This is a genomic window from Melghirimyces profundicolus (assembly GCF_003054245.1).
Lineage (GTDB): Bacteria > Bacillota > Bacilli > Thermoactinomycetales > DSM-45169 > Melghirimyces > Melghirimyces profundicolus.
Map to the genome: position 1 here is coordinate 87,758 of NZ_QBKR01000012.1, position 16,547 is coordinate 104,304.

General features: G+C 56.1%; 16 protein-coding genes. 14 read left to right on the forward strand and 2 right to left on the reverse strand.

Annotated elements, in window-relative coordinates; translation table 11 throughout:
* The first annotated feature begins 50 nt into the window (after window positions 1-50).
* The 4 genes from C8P63_RS09880 (at window position 51) to C8P63_RS09895 (ending at window position 5,459) form a co-directional block, all read left to right on the forward strand.
* A complete protein-coding gene (locus C8P63_RS09880; RefSeq protein ID WP_108023693.1) occupies window positions 51-1,373 on the forward strand; it encodes a bifunctional folylpolyglutamate synthase/dihydrofolate synthase in 1,323 nt (440 codons plus the stop codon).
* A gap of 23 nt (window positions 1,374-1,396) precedes the next feature.
* The gene (murC, locus tag C8P63_RS09885) at window positions 1,397-2,788 is read left to right on the forward strand and encodes a UDP-N-acetylmuramate--L-alanine ligase (RefSeq protein WP_108023695.1); all 1,392 of its coding nucleotides are present in this window, start codon (window positions 1,397-1,399) and stop codon (window positions 2,786-2,788) included.
* Between the two features lie 230 nt (window positions 2,789-3,018).
* The gene (locus C8P63_RS09890; protein ID WP_108023697.1) at window positions 3,019-4,551 is read left to right on the forward strand and encodes a glycine betaine uptake BCCT transporter; all 1,533 of its coding nucleotides are present in this window, start codon (window positions 3,019-3,021) and stop codon (window positions 4,549-4,551) included.
* 104 nt (window positions 4,552-4,655) lie between these two features.
* Window positions 4,656-5,459 (forward strand): GNAT family N-acetyltransferase, encoded by an 804-nt coding sequence (locus C8P63_RS09895; RefSeq protein WP_108023699.1) that lies wholly within the window; start codon window positions 4,656-4,658, stop codon window positions 5,457-5,459.
* Window positions 5,460-5,849: 390 nt separating this feature from the next.
* Here the strand turns inward: C8P63_RS09895 and C8P63_RS09900 are convergent, their stop codons facing one another.
* Together C8P63_RS09900 and C8P63_RS09905 are read right to left on the reverse strand one after the other, a co-directional pair.
* A complete protein-coding gene (locus tag C8P63_RS09900) occupies window positions 5,850-7,079 on the reverse strand; it encodes an ABC transporter permease (RefSeq protein ID WP_108023701.1) in 1,230 nt (409 codons plus the stop codon).
* Window positions 7,076-7,822 (reverse strand): ABC transporter ATP-binding protein, encoded by a 747-nt coding sequence (locus tag C8P63_RS09905; protein ID WP_108023704.1) that lies wholly within the window; start codon window positions 7,820-7,822, stop codon window positions 7,076-7,078. The genes C8P63_RS09900 and C8P63_RS09905 overlap by 4 nt, the downstream gene beginning before the upstream one ends.
* A gap of 652 nt (window positions 7,823-8,474) precedes the next feature.
* Here C8P63_RS09905 and C8P63_RS09915 point away from each other — a divergent pair.
* The 10 genes from C8P63_RS09915 to C8P63_RS19110 all read left to right on the forward strand — a co-directional run bounded on the left by C8P63_RS09915 (window position 8,475) and on the right by C8P63_RS19110 (window position 16,544).
* Entirely contained in the window at window positions 8,475-9,122 is a 648-nt protein-coding gene (locus C8P63_RS09915; RefSeq protein WP_108023708.1) for a prepilin peptidase, read from the forward strand.
* A gap of 258 nt (window positions 9,123-9,380) precedes the next feature.
* Window positions 9,381-10,472 carry a hypothetical protein gene (locus C8P63_RS09920; RefSeq protein WP_108023709.1) on the forward strand — a complete coding sequence of 364 codons (1,092 nt, stop codon included), beginning with the start codon at window positions 9,381-9,383 and terminating at the stop codon, window positions 10,470-10,472.
* A gap of 222 nt (window positions 10,473-10,694) precedes the next feature.
* Window positions 10,695-11,312, forward strand: a complete 618-nt coding sequence (locus C8P63_RS09925; protein WP_108023711.1) for a Maf family protein — start codon at window positions 10,695-10,697, stop codon at window positions 11,310-11,312.
* Between the two features lie 82 nt (window positions 11,313-11,394).
* Window positions 11,395-12,072 carry a RadC family protein gene (radC, locus tag C8P63_RS09930; RefSeq protein WP_108023750.1) on the forward strand — a complete coding sequence of 226 codons (678 nt, stop codon included), beginning with the start codon at window positions 11,395-11,397 and terminating at the stop codon, window positions 12,070-12,072.
* 45 nt (window positions 12,073-12,117) lie between these two features.
* Entirely contained in the window at window positions 12,118-13,218 is a 1,101-nt protein-coding gene (locus tag C8P63_RS09935) for a rod shape-determining protein (protein ID WP_108023714.1), read from the forward strand.
* 12 nt (window positions 13,219-13,230) lie between these two features.
* Entirely contained in the window at window positions 13,231-14,112 is an 882-nt protein-coding gene (gene mreC / locus C8P63_RS09940; protein WP_108023716.1) for a rod shape-determining protein MreC, read from the forward strand.
* Window positions 14,113-14,637, forward strand: a complete 525-nt coding sequence (gene mreD, locus C8P63_RS09945; protein WP_108023718.1) for a rod shape-determining protein MreD — start codon at window positions 14,113-14,115, stop codon at window positions 14,635-14,637.
* A gap of 95 nt (window positions 14,638-14,732) precedes the next feature.
* A complete protein-coding gene (locus C8P63_RS09950) occupies window positions 14,733-15,410 on the forward strand; it encodes a septum site-determining protein MinC (RefSeq protein ID WP_108023720.1) in 678 nt (225 codons plus the stop codon).
* 32 nt (window positions 15,411-15,442) lie between these two features.
* Entirely contained in the window at window positions 15,443-16,237 is a 795-nt protein-coding gene (minD, locus tag C8P63_RS09955; protein WP_108023722.1) for a septum site-determining protein MinD, read from the forward strand.
* Between the two features lie 133 nt (window positions 16,238-16,370).
* On the forward strand, window positions 16,371-16,544 hold the full coding sequence (locus C8P63_RS19110) for a hypothetical protein (protein ID WP_170109595.1): 174 nt from the start codon (window positions 16,371-16,373) through the stop codon (window positions 16,542-16,544).
* Window positions 16,545-16,547: the final 3 nt, after the last annotated feature.

The following is a 16,547-nucleotide window of genomic DNA, read 5'->3' on the forward strand; positions in this document are numbered from 1 at the left end:
CGACCTTTTCCCCTGACAAGGATTTGAAGACAGGAAAGGACGAAACAAAAATGGCAGAGGGTTCGTTGTTCTCCACAGCGGAAGAGGTTTTTGACTGGATGGAAACGGGGTGTGCCCGGGGGATTCGTCCGGGACTGGAACGGATGGAATGGATCCTGGATCGCCTGGACCATCCGGAACGCAGACTGAAAACCATCCATATCGCCGGAACCAACGGGAAGGGGTCCACGGGGGCCATGGTGGCATCCGTGTTGCAAAAGGCGGGATATCCCACGGGGATGTTTACGTCTCCCTATCTTCTCGACTGGAACGAGCGGATCACCATGGACGGGGAACCCATTTTCGAAGAATCATTTGTGCGGTGGGCGGGCCGGTTGGCTCCTCTGGTGGATGAAATGGAGACGGAAGGTTACGGCCGGGTGACGCCTTTTGAATTTTGGACCCTGGTGGCCATCCTGTATTTCGCCAAGGAGGCGGTTCCCTGGTTCGTCGTATGGGAAACGGGGCTGGGTGGCCGCCTGGATTCCACCAATGTGGTCTATCCCTTGGTTTCGGTCATCACCAATGTGGGCCATGACCATACTCATATATTAGGGGAGCGTCTCTCCCAAATCGCGGCTGAGAAAGCGGGAATCCTTAAACCGGGAGTGCCGGCGGTGACCGGTTGTGAAGCGATTGAGGCGCTTACGGTCATCGAAGCCGGCGCCAAGGAGAAGAATTGCAAGCTCTACCGTATCGGCCATGAGTTTGATTCCAAACTCCTCTCTTCGGGAGAGGAGGGAATTTCCTTTGCCTTTAACGGTCCTTTTCGGCGCTTGGATCGGGTGAACCTTCCACTGCGGGGAGCCCATCAGATGAAAAACGGGGCGGTCGCTCTGATGACCCTGGAGGTCCTTCGCCAGTATTATGCCACCGTCCTCGATGAGGAAGAGATTCGGGAGGGGATGGAGGGTGTGATCTGGCCCGGACGTCTGGAACAGGTTTCAGGACGTCCGAAAATCGTTCTGGACGGAGCCCATAATGCGGAAGGGGCGAAGGCGCTGGCCTGTGCCCTTCAGGATCTCCGTTATGAGCGCCTTCATCTGTTGGTGGGGGTTTTGGAGGACAAGGATGCCGAATCGATTTTGGCTCCCCTTCTCCCTTTGGCGGATCGGGTGACGGTGACGGGCGTTTCCAATCCGAGGGGGCTGGATCCCCACCGCCTTCAGAAAAAGGCGGCCGGCCTCCAACCCGATCTTGAGATCGAATGCGTGCCCCGCGCGGAAGAAGCATTGGCGAAAGCCCGGAACGAAGCGGGGGATCACGATTGTATCCTGGTGACCGGTACTTTGTTCCTGGTTTCCGAAATCAGAAAGATTATAGAGTCGGAATAAGTTTTTGAGGGTGGGTGAGTGGGTTGAATCCGAAGGAACATGTTCACTTTATCGGAATCGGCGGCTACGGAATGAGCGCGATCGCCCGTGTTCTCCTGGAATCGGGGTACCGGGTGACGGGTTCCGACGTGGCAGAAAACAAATTGACGCAACGGTTGGCAGCCTTGGGGGCGGAAATCCATATCGGCCACCAGTCCGTTCTGGTCGAAGGAGCGGACCGCGTGGTTTATTCCTCCAGCATTCCCGATGACAATGTGGAGCTGGTGGCCGCCCGGGCAAAGGGAATTCCGGTCTTCCACCGCTCCCGGATGCTGGCTGACCTCTTGAATCACAAACAAGGGATCGCAGTGGCGGGTGCCCACGGCAAGACCACCACTTCCTCCATGATCGCCCAAACGATGGAGGAAAGCGGTGCGGATCCCACCTATGTCATCGGGGGGGAAGTGGTCAGCCTGGGCAGCAACGCCAAGGCGGGGAGCAGCCCTTTTGTCGTGGCGGAAGCGGACGAGAGCGACGGTACTTTCCTGGAGTACTTTCCCCATATCGCCGTGGTCACCAATGTGGAGCCGGACCACCTGGAAAATTATGACGGGAGCTTTGAGAAGCTGAAAGGCGCTTACCGTCAGTTCCTCAGCCAGGTCAAGAAAGACGGAGTGGCCGTCCTGGGGTGGGACGATCCCTATCTGCGGGAAATTGGCGAGGAAAGCGAAGCACGGGTGATCACGTATGCTCTCGAATCCGAAGCGGACTACACCGCCACGGACATCCGTCAGGTCCTGAACCGTACCCGGTTTACGGTCAATCATCACGGCACCCCCCTCGGAGAAGTGACGATTCATGTTCCGGGCCGCCATAACGTAGCCAATGCCCTGGCGGCGGTTGTCGTTTGTATGGAGGCGGGCCTTACCTTCGAACAGGTGGCGGAGGGCCTTTCCCGTTTCCGGGGGGCCAAGCGCCGGTTTCAGGTAATCGGGGAAGTGGAAGAGATTCTGGTGGTGGACGATTACGCCCATCACCCCACGGAGATCCGGACGACCGTGGAGGGGCTGAAAGCGATGAACCGCCGGATTCTGGCCGTTTTTCAACCCCAGCGCTATTCAAGAACTCATCTGCTGATGGAAGAGTTCAGCCGCGCCTTCGGGGGAGTGGATGAATTGATCCTTACCGATATTTATTCCCCGCCGGGAGAAGCTCCCATCGATGGGGTCACATCGGAACGACTCGCCCGGATGGTTCGGGAAAACAGCAACCCGAATACCGTCTACCGTGCCACCAAAGAGGATGTGGAAACATATCTCCTGGAAAGGGCATGCCCCGGAGATCTGGTTCTCACCATGGGAGCGGGAGACATCTGGCGCGTAGCACACAATCTGGTACCGGCTCTGAAAGCCCGGCAAAAAGAAAAAATGAAATAATGGATCTGTCCTGCGAACAAACGCCTCCCGCAGCCGGGGGTGTTTGTTTTTTCCATTGACATTTTTTTGACTTTCCACTAATCTGCTTAACCGTGGTGTCCACGGTGAAAGGTTCGGGGATGAATGAAGCATACTAATCCATGTATCAGGTTGGGTTGACACGACAGGTTTACTTTTATGGGGAACGGGAATGAAATTAATGCTGAAATCCAAGTCAAAGGTGGGTTAATGTGAAAAAGGTTTCCAAAGCGGTATTTGGAATATCTGTCCTAATCGCGATATTGTTTATCCTTTGGGGGTCGGTGATGCCGGAACAGGCGGCCACCGCCACCGGGAATGTACAGGCGCTGATTCAGGATAAGTTCGGTTGGTTCTATCTCTTATCGGCCACCGGTTTCTTGGTGTTTGTTCTTAGCCTGATTTTTACCCGCCTCGGGAATATCCGGCTGGGTAAAGACAACGAGGAACCCGAATACAGTTACATCACTTGGTTTGCCATGTTGTTCAGCGCCGGGATGGGGATCGGCCTCGTTTTCTGGGGCGTGGCCGAGCCCCTGAGCCACTTTTCCGCCCCTCCCACCGGGGATGCCGGCACACGGGAAGCCGCCAAAAACGCCATGCAATATTCCCTGTTCCACTGGGGTTTGCATCCTTGGGCCATTTACACGCTGATCGCGCTCGCTCTGGCCTACTTTAAATTCCGGAAGGAAGCCCCCGGGGTGATCAGTGCCACCTTCTACCCGCTGTTGGGAGATAAAGTCAAGGGACCGATCGGAAAAACGATTGACATTCTCGCGGTCTTCGCCACCATTTTCGGTGTGGCCACCTCTCTCGGCTTCGGGGCGGCCCAGATTTCCGGCGGGCTCTCCTTTCTGATGGAAGGGATCCAAAACAATTTCACGACGCAACTGATCATCATCATCGTGGTGACCGTTCTCTTCATGGCTTCAGCTTGGTCCGGACTGAACAAAGGAATTAAATATCTGAGTAACATCAATATCACCCTGGCGGTCGCCCTGATGTTTTTCCTCCTGTTTTCCGGGCCGACCAAATTTATCATGGATTTCTTCACCACCACATTGGGCAATTATGTGCAGGAACTGCCCCGTATGAGCCTCAATCTCAACCCCTTCGAAAGCTCCAAGCAAGCCGAGTGGACTCAAAGCTGGACCGTTTTCTACTGGGCTTGGTGGATCTCCTGGGCACCCTTTGTCGGAACTTTCATCGCCCGCGTTTCCCGCGGTCGCACCATCCGTGAATTCGTACTGGGCGTTCTGGCCGTTCCCACCATCTTCAGCGCTCTCTGGTTCTCGGTTCTGGGAGGTTCCGGTATTTACGCGGAGATGTTCGACAAGGCCGGAATCGTGGATGTGATAAACAACCAGGGTGCGGAAATCGCGCTCTTCAAACTGCTTGAGTCGGTTCCTCTCGGAACGGTTCTTTCCGTGATCGCCATCCTTCTGATCAGCACCTTCTTCATCACTTCCGCTGATTCGGCCACCTTCGTGCTGGGAATGCAGACGACCAACGGCAGCCTTAACCCGCCCCAGTCTGTCAAGCTGACCTGGGGGGTCATCCAGGCGGCCTCCGCGGCGGTGTTGCTCTGGGCCGGCGGTTTGCAAGGACTTCAGACCGCATCGATCATCGCCGCTTTCCCCTTTACCTTCGTCCTGATCGGGATGGCCGTCTCCCTGATGAAATCCCTGAGGGAAGAAAAGCCCATCACCAAAACGAAAGGGTTCGGTTCCGCAGAAACGAAATAAACGGGAAAGAAGACAACCGCCGACCGGAAGGTCGGCGGTTTTTCTTGTCAATCGCAATCCACGCCGCTATAATCATTTTAATTCTCCAAAAGGAGGGCAAGGGAATGGGAGTTCGCCGGCTGACCGAAGCGGACAGGGAACGGACGCTTTCGTTTCTGGAAAGAGAGAGCAGTCTCAACTTGTTTATCATCGGGGATATTTACAATTTTGGCTTCAAAACGGATTTTCAGGAGTTGTGGGGAGACTTTGACGGAACAGAGCGTCTAAGGGCGGTGCTGCTTCGGTACCACGGCAACTGGATCCCCTGCGCGGCGGGAGATTTCGATGTGGAAGGGTTCGCTTCGGTGATCCGGGAGGGAAAGAAGGTCGAAATGATCCACGGGATCGACCGGGTGATTGAACGCTTTCGAAAGGTATCGGGACTGCCGTTTCGGTGGGACCGCATGCGACACACCCATTTTGCCGAACTGACCGATCCAAAAAAACTGACCGAGCCTGCACAGAGCGGAACTCTCTCCATCCGGCGAATGGAATTGCCGGATGTTTCCGCCCTGGTTGCGTTATCCCGTGCGATCGGGGAATTTACCCGGCCGTACCGGGAGGAAGAATTGAGACAATGGCTCCAATCCGGAGACTCCCGGGGATATTGGGTGGAAGAAGCGGGCCGGGCGGTGGCGATGGCCCGCACCACGGCCGAAAACCCCGCTTCCGCGATGGTGGTGGGAGTCGGCACCCTCCCGTCCCACCGGAGGAGGGGATTGGCCACCCGCCTGATGGGGAGGCTGTGCCGGGAAGTTCTGGCGGAAGGGAAAACCCTGTGCCTCTTTTACGATAACCCCCGGGCGGGGGCCATTTACCGGCGGTTGGGATTCCGGGAGATCGGATTCTGGAACATGGTTCCCGTCTGAATCTGTATCGATCTTGTGACGTCTTTTCGACAAGACGGACGGGACCCTGATCACTGGACTAAACCAAGATAAGGAAAATCCGGCAATTCGTCCGGAAAGGATTCAAAGGGGTCGTCCGGAAACGGGAGCCAAAATCCAAAGAGTATCCCCTCACCATCAATCACCCCGTTTCTGTTTTCCTAGAAGCGTTGTGTTTTCATGGTCGTTTCGAGAAAAGGGGAAGCGTTGACCCAAACCAGCGACTTGTGCTCTGTGAGTGCAGCCGGAGCGGCTTTGGGTAAATGCAGCCGCTCACTTTTTCACAACGCTGCTAGTGAACCGCAAAGGAGAGGTTTATCAGTGGTACGACGGAATGAACCCGGATGTGTGGAAATAAAAAAGTTCCCTCTCTCACCGGAGGGAACTTCGTTTGTGGAGACGGCGGGGAAGATAGATCCAACTCAGGAACCAGGCGGCTCCCCATCCGAGCAAGAGTATGGGGAGAAGGAACGGAAGGGGGCTGTTCCACGCCCAGTATTGGGGCAACAACGCCAGGCTGGACTGGGCACCAAGCAACCAAAAGGCCAGCCGGGAGCAGTCGGTCCGCTTCTGCTTCTCCGGCAGGGGATAGAGGCGGAACCAAGGCTGGTACCGGTGGATTCGGCGGATCCAAGGGAGCTGGATCCCCGTCACGTAAAGGCCGGTCAACAGAATGAACGCCGAGAACCACCCTGCAGCGGGCAGACATGCGAGCAGAACGGCGGTCACCAGAGTCAACCGGACAAAGACCCCAAAGGGTTCCCGGTATCGGAAAAAGGTCCTGAGATAAAGAAAAAGGTAAGTGTTTTCCGGGCGGGAAGGAAGACGGCGGAACAAGAGGGAAAAGACCGGGCGCGGTGTCACGTCGTTCCCGATATGGGGGACGTCGATGAACTGGTTGGCCAAACGGTAGTAAGCGGATACGGTCCGCTCTTCCCATCTCATGAGGGTCTCCCAGGGAATGAGGTGCCGGGGAGAGCGGAACCGAATGTGGTGGAGGGTAAGCCAACCCAGCCAGATTCCCCCGATCACCAGCGGCCAGCCGAACCACTGCCCGGAAAAGAGCCACCATGTGATCAACCCGTTGGTCCCCCACCGCAGAAAGGCGTGGACGCCCCGCCGGTCCTCCCGGTGGATTTCCAGCCACACGATCCCGATGTTCCAGATTTTCAGGAGGGTCAGGAGAGCCCAGGCGGACCCAAGACCGGCAACCTCCCCCACCCTTGTGAGGTAGAGCGGGGAGAGAAACACCGTCACCAACCAAATTTTCAACGACTGCATGGCGGCGCTGTAGATCAGACTGCGCCGAAAATAGCCTTTGAGACCGTCAAGGTCGGGGAAAAGGAAGACGGGATCAGCTTTTTGGACATAGGTGCGGATCCGGGTGGAAGAAAGGGTCCAAGTGAACAGGACGGTCAACAGCAGAGAGACGGGAAAATCTTCCGGCAACTCAGCCAGAAGCCACTTGTATCCGAAGTAAAGCGAGATCAACAAGAAAATCGGAAGGAAGTGGAGGCCTTTCGCGATCAGGGCCGCATACCGGCCTCCTTTTTTCCAGGCGTGCTTCATTCGCTCAAGAAAAAGGGATTCGATCGGCCTCATGTCCCTTCCTCCCCGGCGGCGTGGATGAAGATGTCATTGAGGGAGGCGTCGGACAGTCCGGCTTGTCTCCGCATTTCTTCCAATGTTCCCTTCAGGGCGATACGCCCTTCCTTCAGAAGAACAAAGGTGTCGCAGTATTTTTCCGCCGTGGCCAGCACATGGGTGGACAAGAGGATGCCCGTTCCCCGATGTTTCAGCTTCACCAGTCTCTCCAGCAGATGGTGGATCGCCAAGGGGTCCAGACCGACGAAAGGTTCGTCCACGATCAAGAGAGAAGGCTCCAACAGAAAGGCGGAAAGCACCATCACCTTCTGGCGCATGCCTTTGGAAAATGTATCGGGATACCAGTCGATCCTCTTTTTCATATGGAAACGTTCCAACAGCGGCTCCATCCGTTCCCGTTGGACTTCCTCGGGGATGCCGTAAGCCATCGCCGTCAGTTCGAGGTGTTCCCGCAAGGTCAACTCGGGATACAGGTAGGGGGTTTCCGGTATGTATGCCAACTGTTTGCGAAAACCAGTCGGATCATTCTCCAGCGTCCGGCCGTTGAAGCGAATTTCCCCGCTTGTGGGACGAAGGAAGCCGAGAATCTGTTTGATGGTCGTGCTCTTACCGGCTCCGTTGAGCCCGATCAACCCCACCATTTCCCCGGGTTTGACGGTGAACGAGAGGTCGTGAATCACCGGCTGACGGTTGGAATAGCCGCCTGTCAATCCTTTCACTTCCAGCAGAGAGACCCTCACCTTTCCGATGGAATGTTCCTCACATACATGAAATCTTATCCCAGGGGGGCTTCGGTGTCCAGATCACCCGGAGAGATCATAAGCAACGGTCCTTCCCTCCGGAAGCGTTGTGAAAATGTGAGTGGCAGTATTTACCCAAAGCCGCTCCGGCTGCATTCACAGAGCACAAGTCTCGCCGGGGTCGCTTCACTCCCGGTCTCGCTATGCACTCACAGAGCACAAGTCTCGCCGGGGTCGCTTGCGCTCCCCGGTCTCGCTATGCACTCACAGAGCACAAGTCGCTGGTTTGGGTAAACGCTTCCCCTTTTCTCGAAACGAACATGAAATCAATACTTCTGGGTTGCAGGGGAGGGAAGAGAAGGATGCGTGCCCCCGGAGTACCTGCATGTCCTCCACCGGGGAATCCGATGTCAACAGACGGACGGCCGGTGGACTTCGCTTTGAAAGTGGCCCCATAACGGACTCTTATATACTTTTGTTATATCAAATTTTCGGCTCGAATAAAAAAGGAGATCCGGTACGACTGTACCGTCTTGTCCAACCTTTGATGGCCCTTTCCATTACCGTAATCTCAATCGATGATGCTTTCTTTTTGTCGAAAAATGGGATATGATGAGGCATGTAAACCATATTTTTACACAGGAGAGGGGTTATGGACTGGTTGGCATTGATTGCAGGGGGGTGGGCCGGGTCAAGAACACCCGAATGGGCCGGCCGTTGGTTTCTCAAAAGCGGGGTTGGCTGTCGGGGCGCATCGGTTTACCGCTGGTTGGTGGCGGGGTACGCGGGGGCGGGTTTTTTTCTGGTCACAACTTCCCCTTTCACCGGAGCGGAGCGGGTGCTCGGATATCTCCTCACCCTCTTTCTGGGCGGGGCTGCCTTTCTGGATCTCAGCTGCCGGCGGATCCCGAACAGGCTCAATGTGACCGCGGCAGTGTTGTTCCTGGTGTTCCGGGCGGCGACGGTGGGGGAGTGGCTTTCGTTTCCGGTGGCCGCTCTGGCGGGAGGGATTTTTCTGCTGGCGGTCTCCCGGATCTTCCGCGGGGGAGTGGGGGGAGGGGACATTAAACTGGTGGCCGCCTCCGGCCTTGCTCTGGGCGGGGCCGGTCTGACCGCGGGGTTGGCCGTCGCCTTTTGCACCGGGGGGCTCTGGGCGCTTTTCCTGCTGTTTTCGGGCAGAGCTCGTGGACGAACCCCCCTTCCCTTCGCCCCCCATCTGGCGATCGGTCTGCTTTCCGGCTACCTGTGGGGCCGGGAGTGGGTTGTCTGGTATTTTTCCCTCCTCGGTGTAAGGGTTTAGAAGCGTGGTGATTCAGCGACTTTGCTGTCCTGCCCGGCGGAGAATCAGCCAGCATGGAACGGATTTGCCCCTGCCTGACTGAGATTCACAGCGGACCCATTTCATTTCCTTGCCGGATGGCCAAGGGCCGGGTGGCAAAGCACGATCCGCCAAACCGAACCAACACGCCTGTCGGACCTGTCGTTTTTCCCGGGTTCTATCTCAATCTATCAAAACATAGATTGGTAGTACCCGTTGCAAGAAGGAGACGATGGCCCGATGGAAAAACTTCGGATCAATGTACGGACCAAGAATGAGACGATACCGCTCTCCTCCCCCGAGCCGAAAAGACCTTTGCCTTCAGCGGATGCCGGAAAAGAAAAAGGCTTCCCCCACGGAAATCCGCCCGGGGACCCGGGAATCCGGAGGCCCCTTTTCGCCTGGTGGGTCCGGGAAGAGAGCGATGAGGAGCTGATCGGGTGGGGCAGTCCCTACTCCGGGAGAAAGCGGGGAAGGAAAAAAGAAGGCCGTATCCGGTCTGTGATCACGGCCGTTGCGGGGGCGGTCCTTCTGGGGGGATTGATGGGTCTGGTGACCATGACACTTTTCTTTTCCGATGACGCGGACTTCTCCAACCGGACGATAGACTCCCATCTGCGGGAGATGCCCAGTGACGTGGAAAAGTCGGGGATCGGAAAGGAAGGGCAAGAAAAGAGCGAAGAGAAAGCCGGCGAGGAAAAAGGGTACCGGCTCCCCGAGCTTACGGCCGTCTTGATCCAGGGCGGCACTTTTGAAAAGCGGTCCGGGGCTTTGGAAACCGTAAGAAAAAAACGTTCGGAAGGAAGAGCGGCAGTCTCCACGGAAGAGTCCCCCTTCCGCATTTACCGCGGCATCGCCATGGAAGAAAAAGAGGCGCGGACGGTGGCCGCTCTTTTAAAGGAAAAAGGAGAAGAGATCCAGCTGAAGAAAGTGGCGATCGCGGACAAGCCTCTTTCCCTTTCCGGTGTCTCCCGGGAGAAGAGCCGTCAAGACATCTCCGGGCTGATCAAAAAAGGGCATCACGTGTTTCGGCTGATGGGTGAAAAAAGCGCCGAAGGGCTGCGGAATCAAGGTTCGGTTTCCTTGGAGCCGGTGTGGCAGGAAGTGTTCCAAAACTACAGTGACGTTGCCCAAACCGCACCGGAATTGGAAAAGGTGATTCCTCACCGGGCCAAACCCCACCTCGTGCAGATGGTCAGGGGATTGGACCAGGTGGTCCAAAACAGCCGGGGTTATCAGAAGGAGCCGGGGACCGCGACGTTTTGGCAAATTCAGGAGGGTTTGGTCCGGTATGCCCTGGCCTACGAAAAATTTGTGGATGCCCTTCGGTGAAGGGGGAATTTTCTTGTTCCACCCTGTCGATTTTGCTAAACTGAATTTGTATCTCATGAATTTTTCCGATCCTGTCCGTCCGGGTTCGGGGCGGCTGTCCGGGTGGGCCCGGGCCAGGGTCGATTCTTTCGTTTTGAAGCTTTTTCCGGTCTGACCCGACTGGATATAAAACAGAGGAAATATGACAAAAATCGTGCACAGATTGAAGGAGGTCGGGCTCCCATGCAGCCGGAACTCGTGCTTGCTTCCGGGTCCCCCCGTCGAAAGCAAATGCTTCAGAATCTGGGTCTCTCCTTTTCCGTTCATCCCAGTTCGGTGACGGAAGATGTTCCCGGGGATCCTTCTCCGGGGGAATGGGTGGAGATTTTGGCCGCCAAGAAAGCATTGGCGGTGGCTCATACAAAAAAACAGGCACTGGTGATCGGTTCCGACACCGTGGTGGCACTGGGAGATGAAATTATCGGGAAGCCGGGGGACGAACGGGAAGCCATCCGAATACTCGAACGGCTGCAGGGGAATGCCCACCAGGTTTGTACGGGGATCGCCCTCGTGGAAGTGAAGGAGGGCAAGGTGAACCGCCGACTGATCGACCATCGCGTCACGGAAGTGATGATCCGTAACATGAACCGGGAAGAGATCGAGTGGTACGTCTCCACGGGAGAGCCGATGGACAAGGCGGGAGCCTACGGGCTTCAGGGAATCGGCTCTTTGTGGGTGGATTGGATTGACGGCTGTTACACCAACGTGGTGGGAATGTCGCTTCCCCTTCTGTACGATATGATGAATGAGATGGGGTACCCGGTCCTGAAACCATCATTTGCCCCGGAAAATAAGGGATAGCATCCAGGAGGGACATCACGCGGATCCTTATTGGCCGGTCATCTGGGAGGTCATAAGGGTGTTGACTCAACCGGAACAGTTGATGCTTCGCGATGTGCCGGAAGAAGAACGTCCGAGGGAACGGATGTGCAAAGAAGGCCCTTCTTCCCTTTCCAATGCCGAACTGGTCGCCATTCTTCTTCGGACCGGCACATCGTCGGAGTCCGTGCTCCAACTGGCCGGCCGCGTCCTGGCACAAACGGAAAGCCTGAAGGGGTTGGCCGAATCCACCTTGAATGAGCTCATCCAAATCAAGGGGATCGGACCTGCGAAGGCGGTGCAACTTCTGGCGGGTATTGAGCTGGGCCGCCGTGTAAGCCGTGCGCTTCCGGCGGAGCGGGCCGTGATTCGCTCTCCCGGGGATGCCGCGGGTTATGTCATGGATGAGATGAGATTTCAGTCACAGGAACACTTTCTTTGTCTGTTTTTGAATACCAAGAACCGGGTAATCGATAAAAAATGCATCTTTGTCGGGAGTCTCAATTCTTCGGTGGTGCATCCCCGGGAGGTCTTCCGGGAAGCGATTCGACGGAGCTCCGCCGGCGTGGTCTGCGTACATAATCACCCGAGCGGGGACCCCACTCCCAGCAGGGAAGACGTTCACGTGACCGAACGTCTGTATGAGGCAGGGCGCATTGTCGGCATCGAGCTCCTGGATCACATCATCATCGGAGATAACCGATTTTACAGTATGAAAGAAAAAGGAATCTTACCGGTGTGACCCAACGATATGCAGGAATCTTAAGCAAAGGGCTGAGTTGTCACCATGCGATTCTGGTTTGGGAGTAAAGGAAACAACGGGGGAACGGAGACGGTCTTTCAGAAATTCGGCGGTTTCACCCGGGACATGGGCATCGACCTGGGTACTGCCAACACCCTTGTTTATTTGAAAGGACAGGGGATCGTGGTGCGGGAGCCCTCCGTCGTCGCGTTGGAAACGGGGAGCCAGGAGATTAAAGCGGTGGGAAGTGAGGCAAAACGCATGATCGGACGGACGCCCGGCAACATCGTGGCCATCCGGCCCATGAAAGACGGAGTGATCGCCGACTACAATACGACGGCCACCATGTTGGAATATTTCATCAAAAAAGCGCAAACCCAGCGGGTGTACCTCCCCCGCCGCCCCAATGTGATGGTCTGTGTTCCTTCGGGAGTCACGGCCGTGGAAAAACGGGCAGTGGAGGAGGCGACCCGTGCAGCGGGAGCGAAGGAAGCCTACACCATTGAAGAGCCTTTTGCCGCCGCGATCGGAGCCGGTCTTCCCGTCTGGGAACCCACCGGAAGTATGGTGGTGGACATCGGGGGTGGTACGACGGAGGTGGCTGTGATTTCCCTCGGGGGAATCGTCACCGCCAAATCCCTTCGCGTAGCTGGGGACGAAATGGACGAAGCCATTATTCAATACATCAAGCGGAAGTACAATCTGATGATCGGGGAACGCACGGCGGAGTCGCTGAAGTTGGAGATCGGTGCCGCAACGTCATCGGCGGAGGACAGCAACCGGGACATCCGGGGGCGCGATCTTATTTCCGGACTCCCCAAAACGATTCAGATCACGTCCCGGGAGGTCGCGGAAGCCCTCGATGATACGATCAACTCCATTATCGACGCAGTCAAACTCACCCTGGAACAGACCCCTCCGGAGCTGGCGGCGGATATTATGGACCGGGGGATCGTACTGACGGGAGGCGGAGCTCTTCTGAAGAACCTCGACCAGCGATTGTCCGACGAGACGGAGATGCCCGTGGTGATCGCCGAAAACGCCCTGGATTGCGTCGCGATCGGCACGGGACAGTCCCTGGAAAACATCCACCTTTTCACTTCCGGAGCCGGAATCACCTCTTCCCGGTTTGGGAGCCGGCCATAAAGGGTGGGGCCGTTGATTTCCCGATTGTTTGCCAACCGTCGTCTTTTTGTGATCTTGTTGTCGGTCATCCTGCTGACGGTCTCCGTCGGGATGACCCGCGGGGAGCGGGAAGAGGTGACATGGGTGGAAGCCGGAGTGAAAAACACCCATGCATGGTTGAGCGGCTGGATCCAGGGTCCCACCCGCTTGGTGGCGGGCTGGTTTGACGGGGATACGGCGGCAGTGAACGGGAGTGATGCCGGCCCCGAAAACGTTCTCCGGCTGAAAGCGGAAGTGAAACGCCTGAAACAGGAAAACCGCCGTCTGAAAGAAGCCGCCGGTTACATCGAGCGGGACAAAAAGAACGTGATCACGGCCCGGACCGTCTCACGGAGCCCCGACCGGTGGAATGACCGCGTGGTGATCGACCGGGGCAAAGTGGACGGGATCCGGACGGATATGCCGGTGGTAACGGACGAGGGTCTGATCGGCCGCATCTCGGCGGCAACGGATCATATGGCGGATGTACAGCTCCTGACCGATTCAGGGAGTGCTCCGGGAATCGCCGCCCATGTCCGGACGGGTGACGAAGAAATTTTTGGCCTTTTGGAAGGGTATGATGCAAAGAAAAAACGGCTGTTGTTGAAAAAAATTCCTTCCGGAGCCAAATTGAAAAAGGGACAGTTGGTGGTGACCTCGGGCTTGTCCGATATTTTCCCGGGCGATCTTCTCATCGGAACCGTGGATGAAGTGAAGCGGGGGGATTTCGGGGTGGACCGCATGGTCTATGTGAAACCGGCGGCCCGTTTTGAACGACTGCATTATGTGATGGTGGTCCGCGATCCTGCAAAAATCAAGCTGAAGGAACACCGGAAGAAATTGAATTCAGAAGGTGAAGGAAACGGAGTGGATTAAGTGGCGGTCTGGTTGCTTACCGGTTTCCTCTCCTTTCTTTTTTTGTTGGAAGGAACCGTGTTGCAGGAACTGGCTCCCCAGGCCTGGGGGCTTCCGGTGGTTTGGATCCCCCAGCTGGTGGCCAGCGGAGTCATTATTCTTTCTCTCTACCGTGGACGGAAATCCGGGTTGAGGTTCGGTCTTTGTTTCGGTTTGCTCCATGATGTGGTATATGGGCAGGCTGTGGGGATCTATGCCTTCAGCACGGCGGCGACTGGATACACGGCGGGACTGATCTCCCGTCAGTTTTTTTCCGGACCGGGCGTCGCCCTCCTCGCGACCGGTCTTTGCCAGGCGTTTCACCTCTTGCTGAGCTTCGGTTGGTTCCGTTTGTTCAATATTACGGAATTGCCCTGGATGGAAGCCTTGATCTTTCACATTCTCCCTTCTGTCCTGATCAACATCGTGGTGGCTTATCCGGTCTACCGGGGCGTTCGGTGGATGATTCGACGTACTCACCCCCGTTCGGTGCAACTCTTTGACTGAAGGGAAAACTCGTGTCGGAAGGGGGGATCTCCGACATGGAGGAAGGATTTCCGGGGCGTGTGCCGAAAACCTAGAGTGAGGCGGGGTGACTGATTATGGGAAAAGTGTTGAGACCGGGTGTGACCATTAAAGGAACCAAAGACGGCCTCCTGTTCCTCTTGGATGAATCCCGTCCCTTTTCAGCCATTCTCTCCGAGCTGAAGTACAAGTTGGAAAATGCTTCCAACCTCTGGGACGGACCCGATACCCGCGTGTGGATCAAGCTGGGAAACCGGCAGATCACCCGGGAAGAGGAAAAGGAAATGCGCGAACTGTTTTCTGCGCGGAAAAATCTGATCATCCATTCCATTGAAGCGGCCAACGGCAAACCGTACCTGGTGGACAACCGGGGAATCCAGATGCTTGCCGGCACCGTCCGCTCGGGGCAGGTGTTGGAGCACCGGGGCGATCTGCTCCTTCTCGGAGATGTCAACCCTGGCGGAAACGTTCGTTCCACCGGCAGTATCTTTGTACTGGGAGCGCTCCGGGGTTTGGCTCACGCGGGGGGAGAAGGGGATGAATCGGCGATCATCGCCGCCTCCAGCTTGCATCCGACCCAACTGAGGATTGCCGAAGTCGTCTCCCGCCCGCCCGATGAATGGGATGAATCCGAAACCTCCGGCATGAACTTCGCTTATCTTGTCAACGGGCAGATTGCTGTGGACAAGATGCATCAAATCAGTCGGATTCGTCCGGATATTCACGAGTGGAAAGACCACCGTTTTAAGGCATAAATGAAGATTTGTAACGGGGAGGAGGGTAAAGAGTGGGGGAAGCCATCGTCGTAACTTCGGGAAAAGGCGGCGTCGGCAAATCGACGACTTCAGCCAACATCGGCACGGCACTGGCGATGGCCGGGAAAAAGGTGTGTCTGTTGGACACCGATATTGGCCTTCGGAACCTGGATGTCCTGATGGGGCTGGAGAATCGAATTATTTACGATATTGTGGACGTTATCGAGAAGAACTGCAAAATCGAACAGGCGCTGATCAAAGATAAACGTTGCGAAGCTCTTTACCTGTTGCCTGCAGCCCAGACGAAGGACAAGTCGGCGATCAACTCCAAGCAGCTCCGATGGTTGATCGCGGAGTTGAAGGAAAAATTCGACTGCGTGGTCATCGATTGTCCAGCCGGCATTGAAATGGGGTTTAAGAATGCGGTTTCCGGGGCCGACCGGGCGATCGTTGTCACCACTCCCGAGAACGCCTCCATCCGTGATGCGGATCGGGTGGTGGGTTTGTTGGAGAAGGAAAAAGTATCCCGGCCCAAACTGGTGGTCAACCGGTTACGCCCCCACCTGGTCAGAGAGGGCGGCATGATGGACGTGGACGAAGTGGTCTCGGTGCTGGCCATTGATCTTTTGGGCGTCGTACCGGATGATGAGGAAGTGATTCGTTCCGGGAATCAGGGGGAACCCATCGTTTTACATAAAAAATCGTTGGCGGCCCAAGCTTACCGAAACATCGCCCGAAGAATCCAGGGAGAAGTGGTTCCTCTCCTGGTGTTGGAAAAGGAACGGAAATTCCTGGGACGAATGAAACGGTGGCTGGGCTTTGCCTGAACCAAGCATCCCTTTTGGGGGATGCTTTTTTGGATATGGGATCCCCGGAAACTGGGATTGGGGGATCGTGTTTTTCCATCTTTCCGGGAAGGAAACAATATAGTGAAAACGAACGGAGATCGGAGGCGGAAACATGGAATATCATCAAATTTTCATCGAATTGGACGTGAAGGAAAAAAGCCTGTCCGAAGGATTGGAAGCCGTGATCCGACAGGTGGAGAAGAAAAAAGAGGCCGAGTATACGTTTATCCAACAAGTGATCCCGCATGATGAGAGGAATTTCACTGTGGTTGTCAATTACCGCTGACGC

Bases quoted from the DNA above. Each gene is read 5' to 3' on its own strand.
- C8P63_RS09920 (WP_108023709.1), top strand. From the start codon at position 9,381: ATGGAAAAACTTCGGATCAATGTACGGACCAAGAATGAGACGATACCG.
- C8P63_RS09925 (WP_108023711.1), top strand. From the start codon at position 10,695: ATGCAGCCGGAACTCGTGCTTGCTTCCGGGTCCCCCCGTCGAAAGCAA.
- C8P63_RS09895 (WP_108023699.1), top strand. From the start codon at position 4,656: ATGGGAGTTCGCCGGCTGACCGAAGCGGACAGGGAACGGACGCTTTCG.
- C8P63_RS09880 (WP_108023693.1), top strand. From the start codon at position 51: ATGGCAGAGGGTTCGTTGTTCTCCACAGCGGAAGAGGTTTTTGACTGG.
- C8P63_RS19110 (WP_170109595.1), top strand. From the start codon at position 16,371: ATGGAATATCATCAAATTTTCATCGAATTGGACGTGAAGGAAAAAAGC.
- C8P63_RS09915 (WP_108023708.1), top strand. From the start codon at position 8,475: ATGGACTGGTTGGCATTGATTGCAGGGGGGTGGGCCGGGTCAAGAACA.
- C8P63_RS09935 (WP_108023714.1), top strand. From the start codon at position 12,118: ATGCGATTCTGGTTTGGGAGTAAAGGAAACAACGGGGGAACGGAGACG.
- C8P63_RS09900 (WP_108023701.1), bottom strand. From the start codon at position 7,079: ATGAGGCCGATCGAATCCCTTTTTCTTGAGCGAATGAAGCACGCCTGG.
- C8P63_RS09950 (WP_108023720.1), top strand. From the start codon at position 14,733: ATGGGAAAAGTGTTGAGACCGGGTGTGACCATTAAAGGAACCAAAGAC.
- radC (WP_108023750.1), top strand. From the start codon at position 11,395: ATGCTTCGCGATGTGCCGGAAGAAGAACGTCCGAGGGAACGGATGTGC.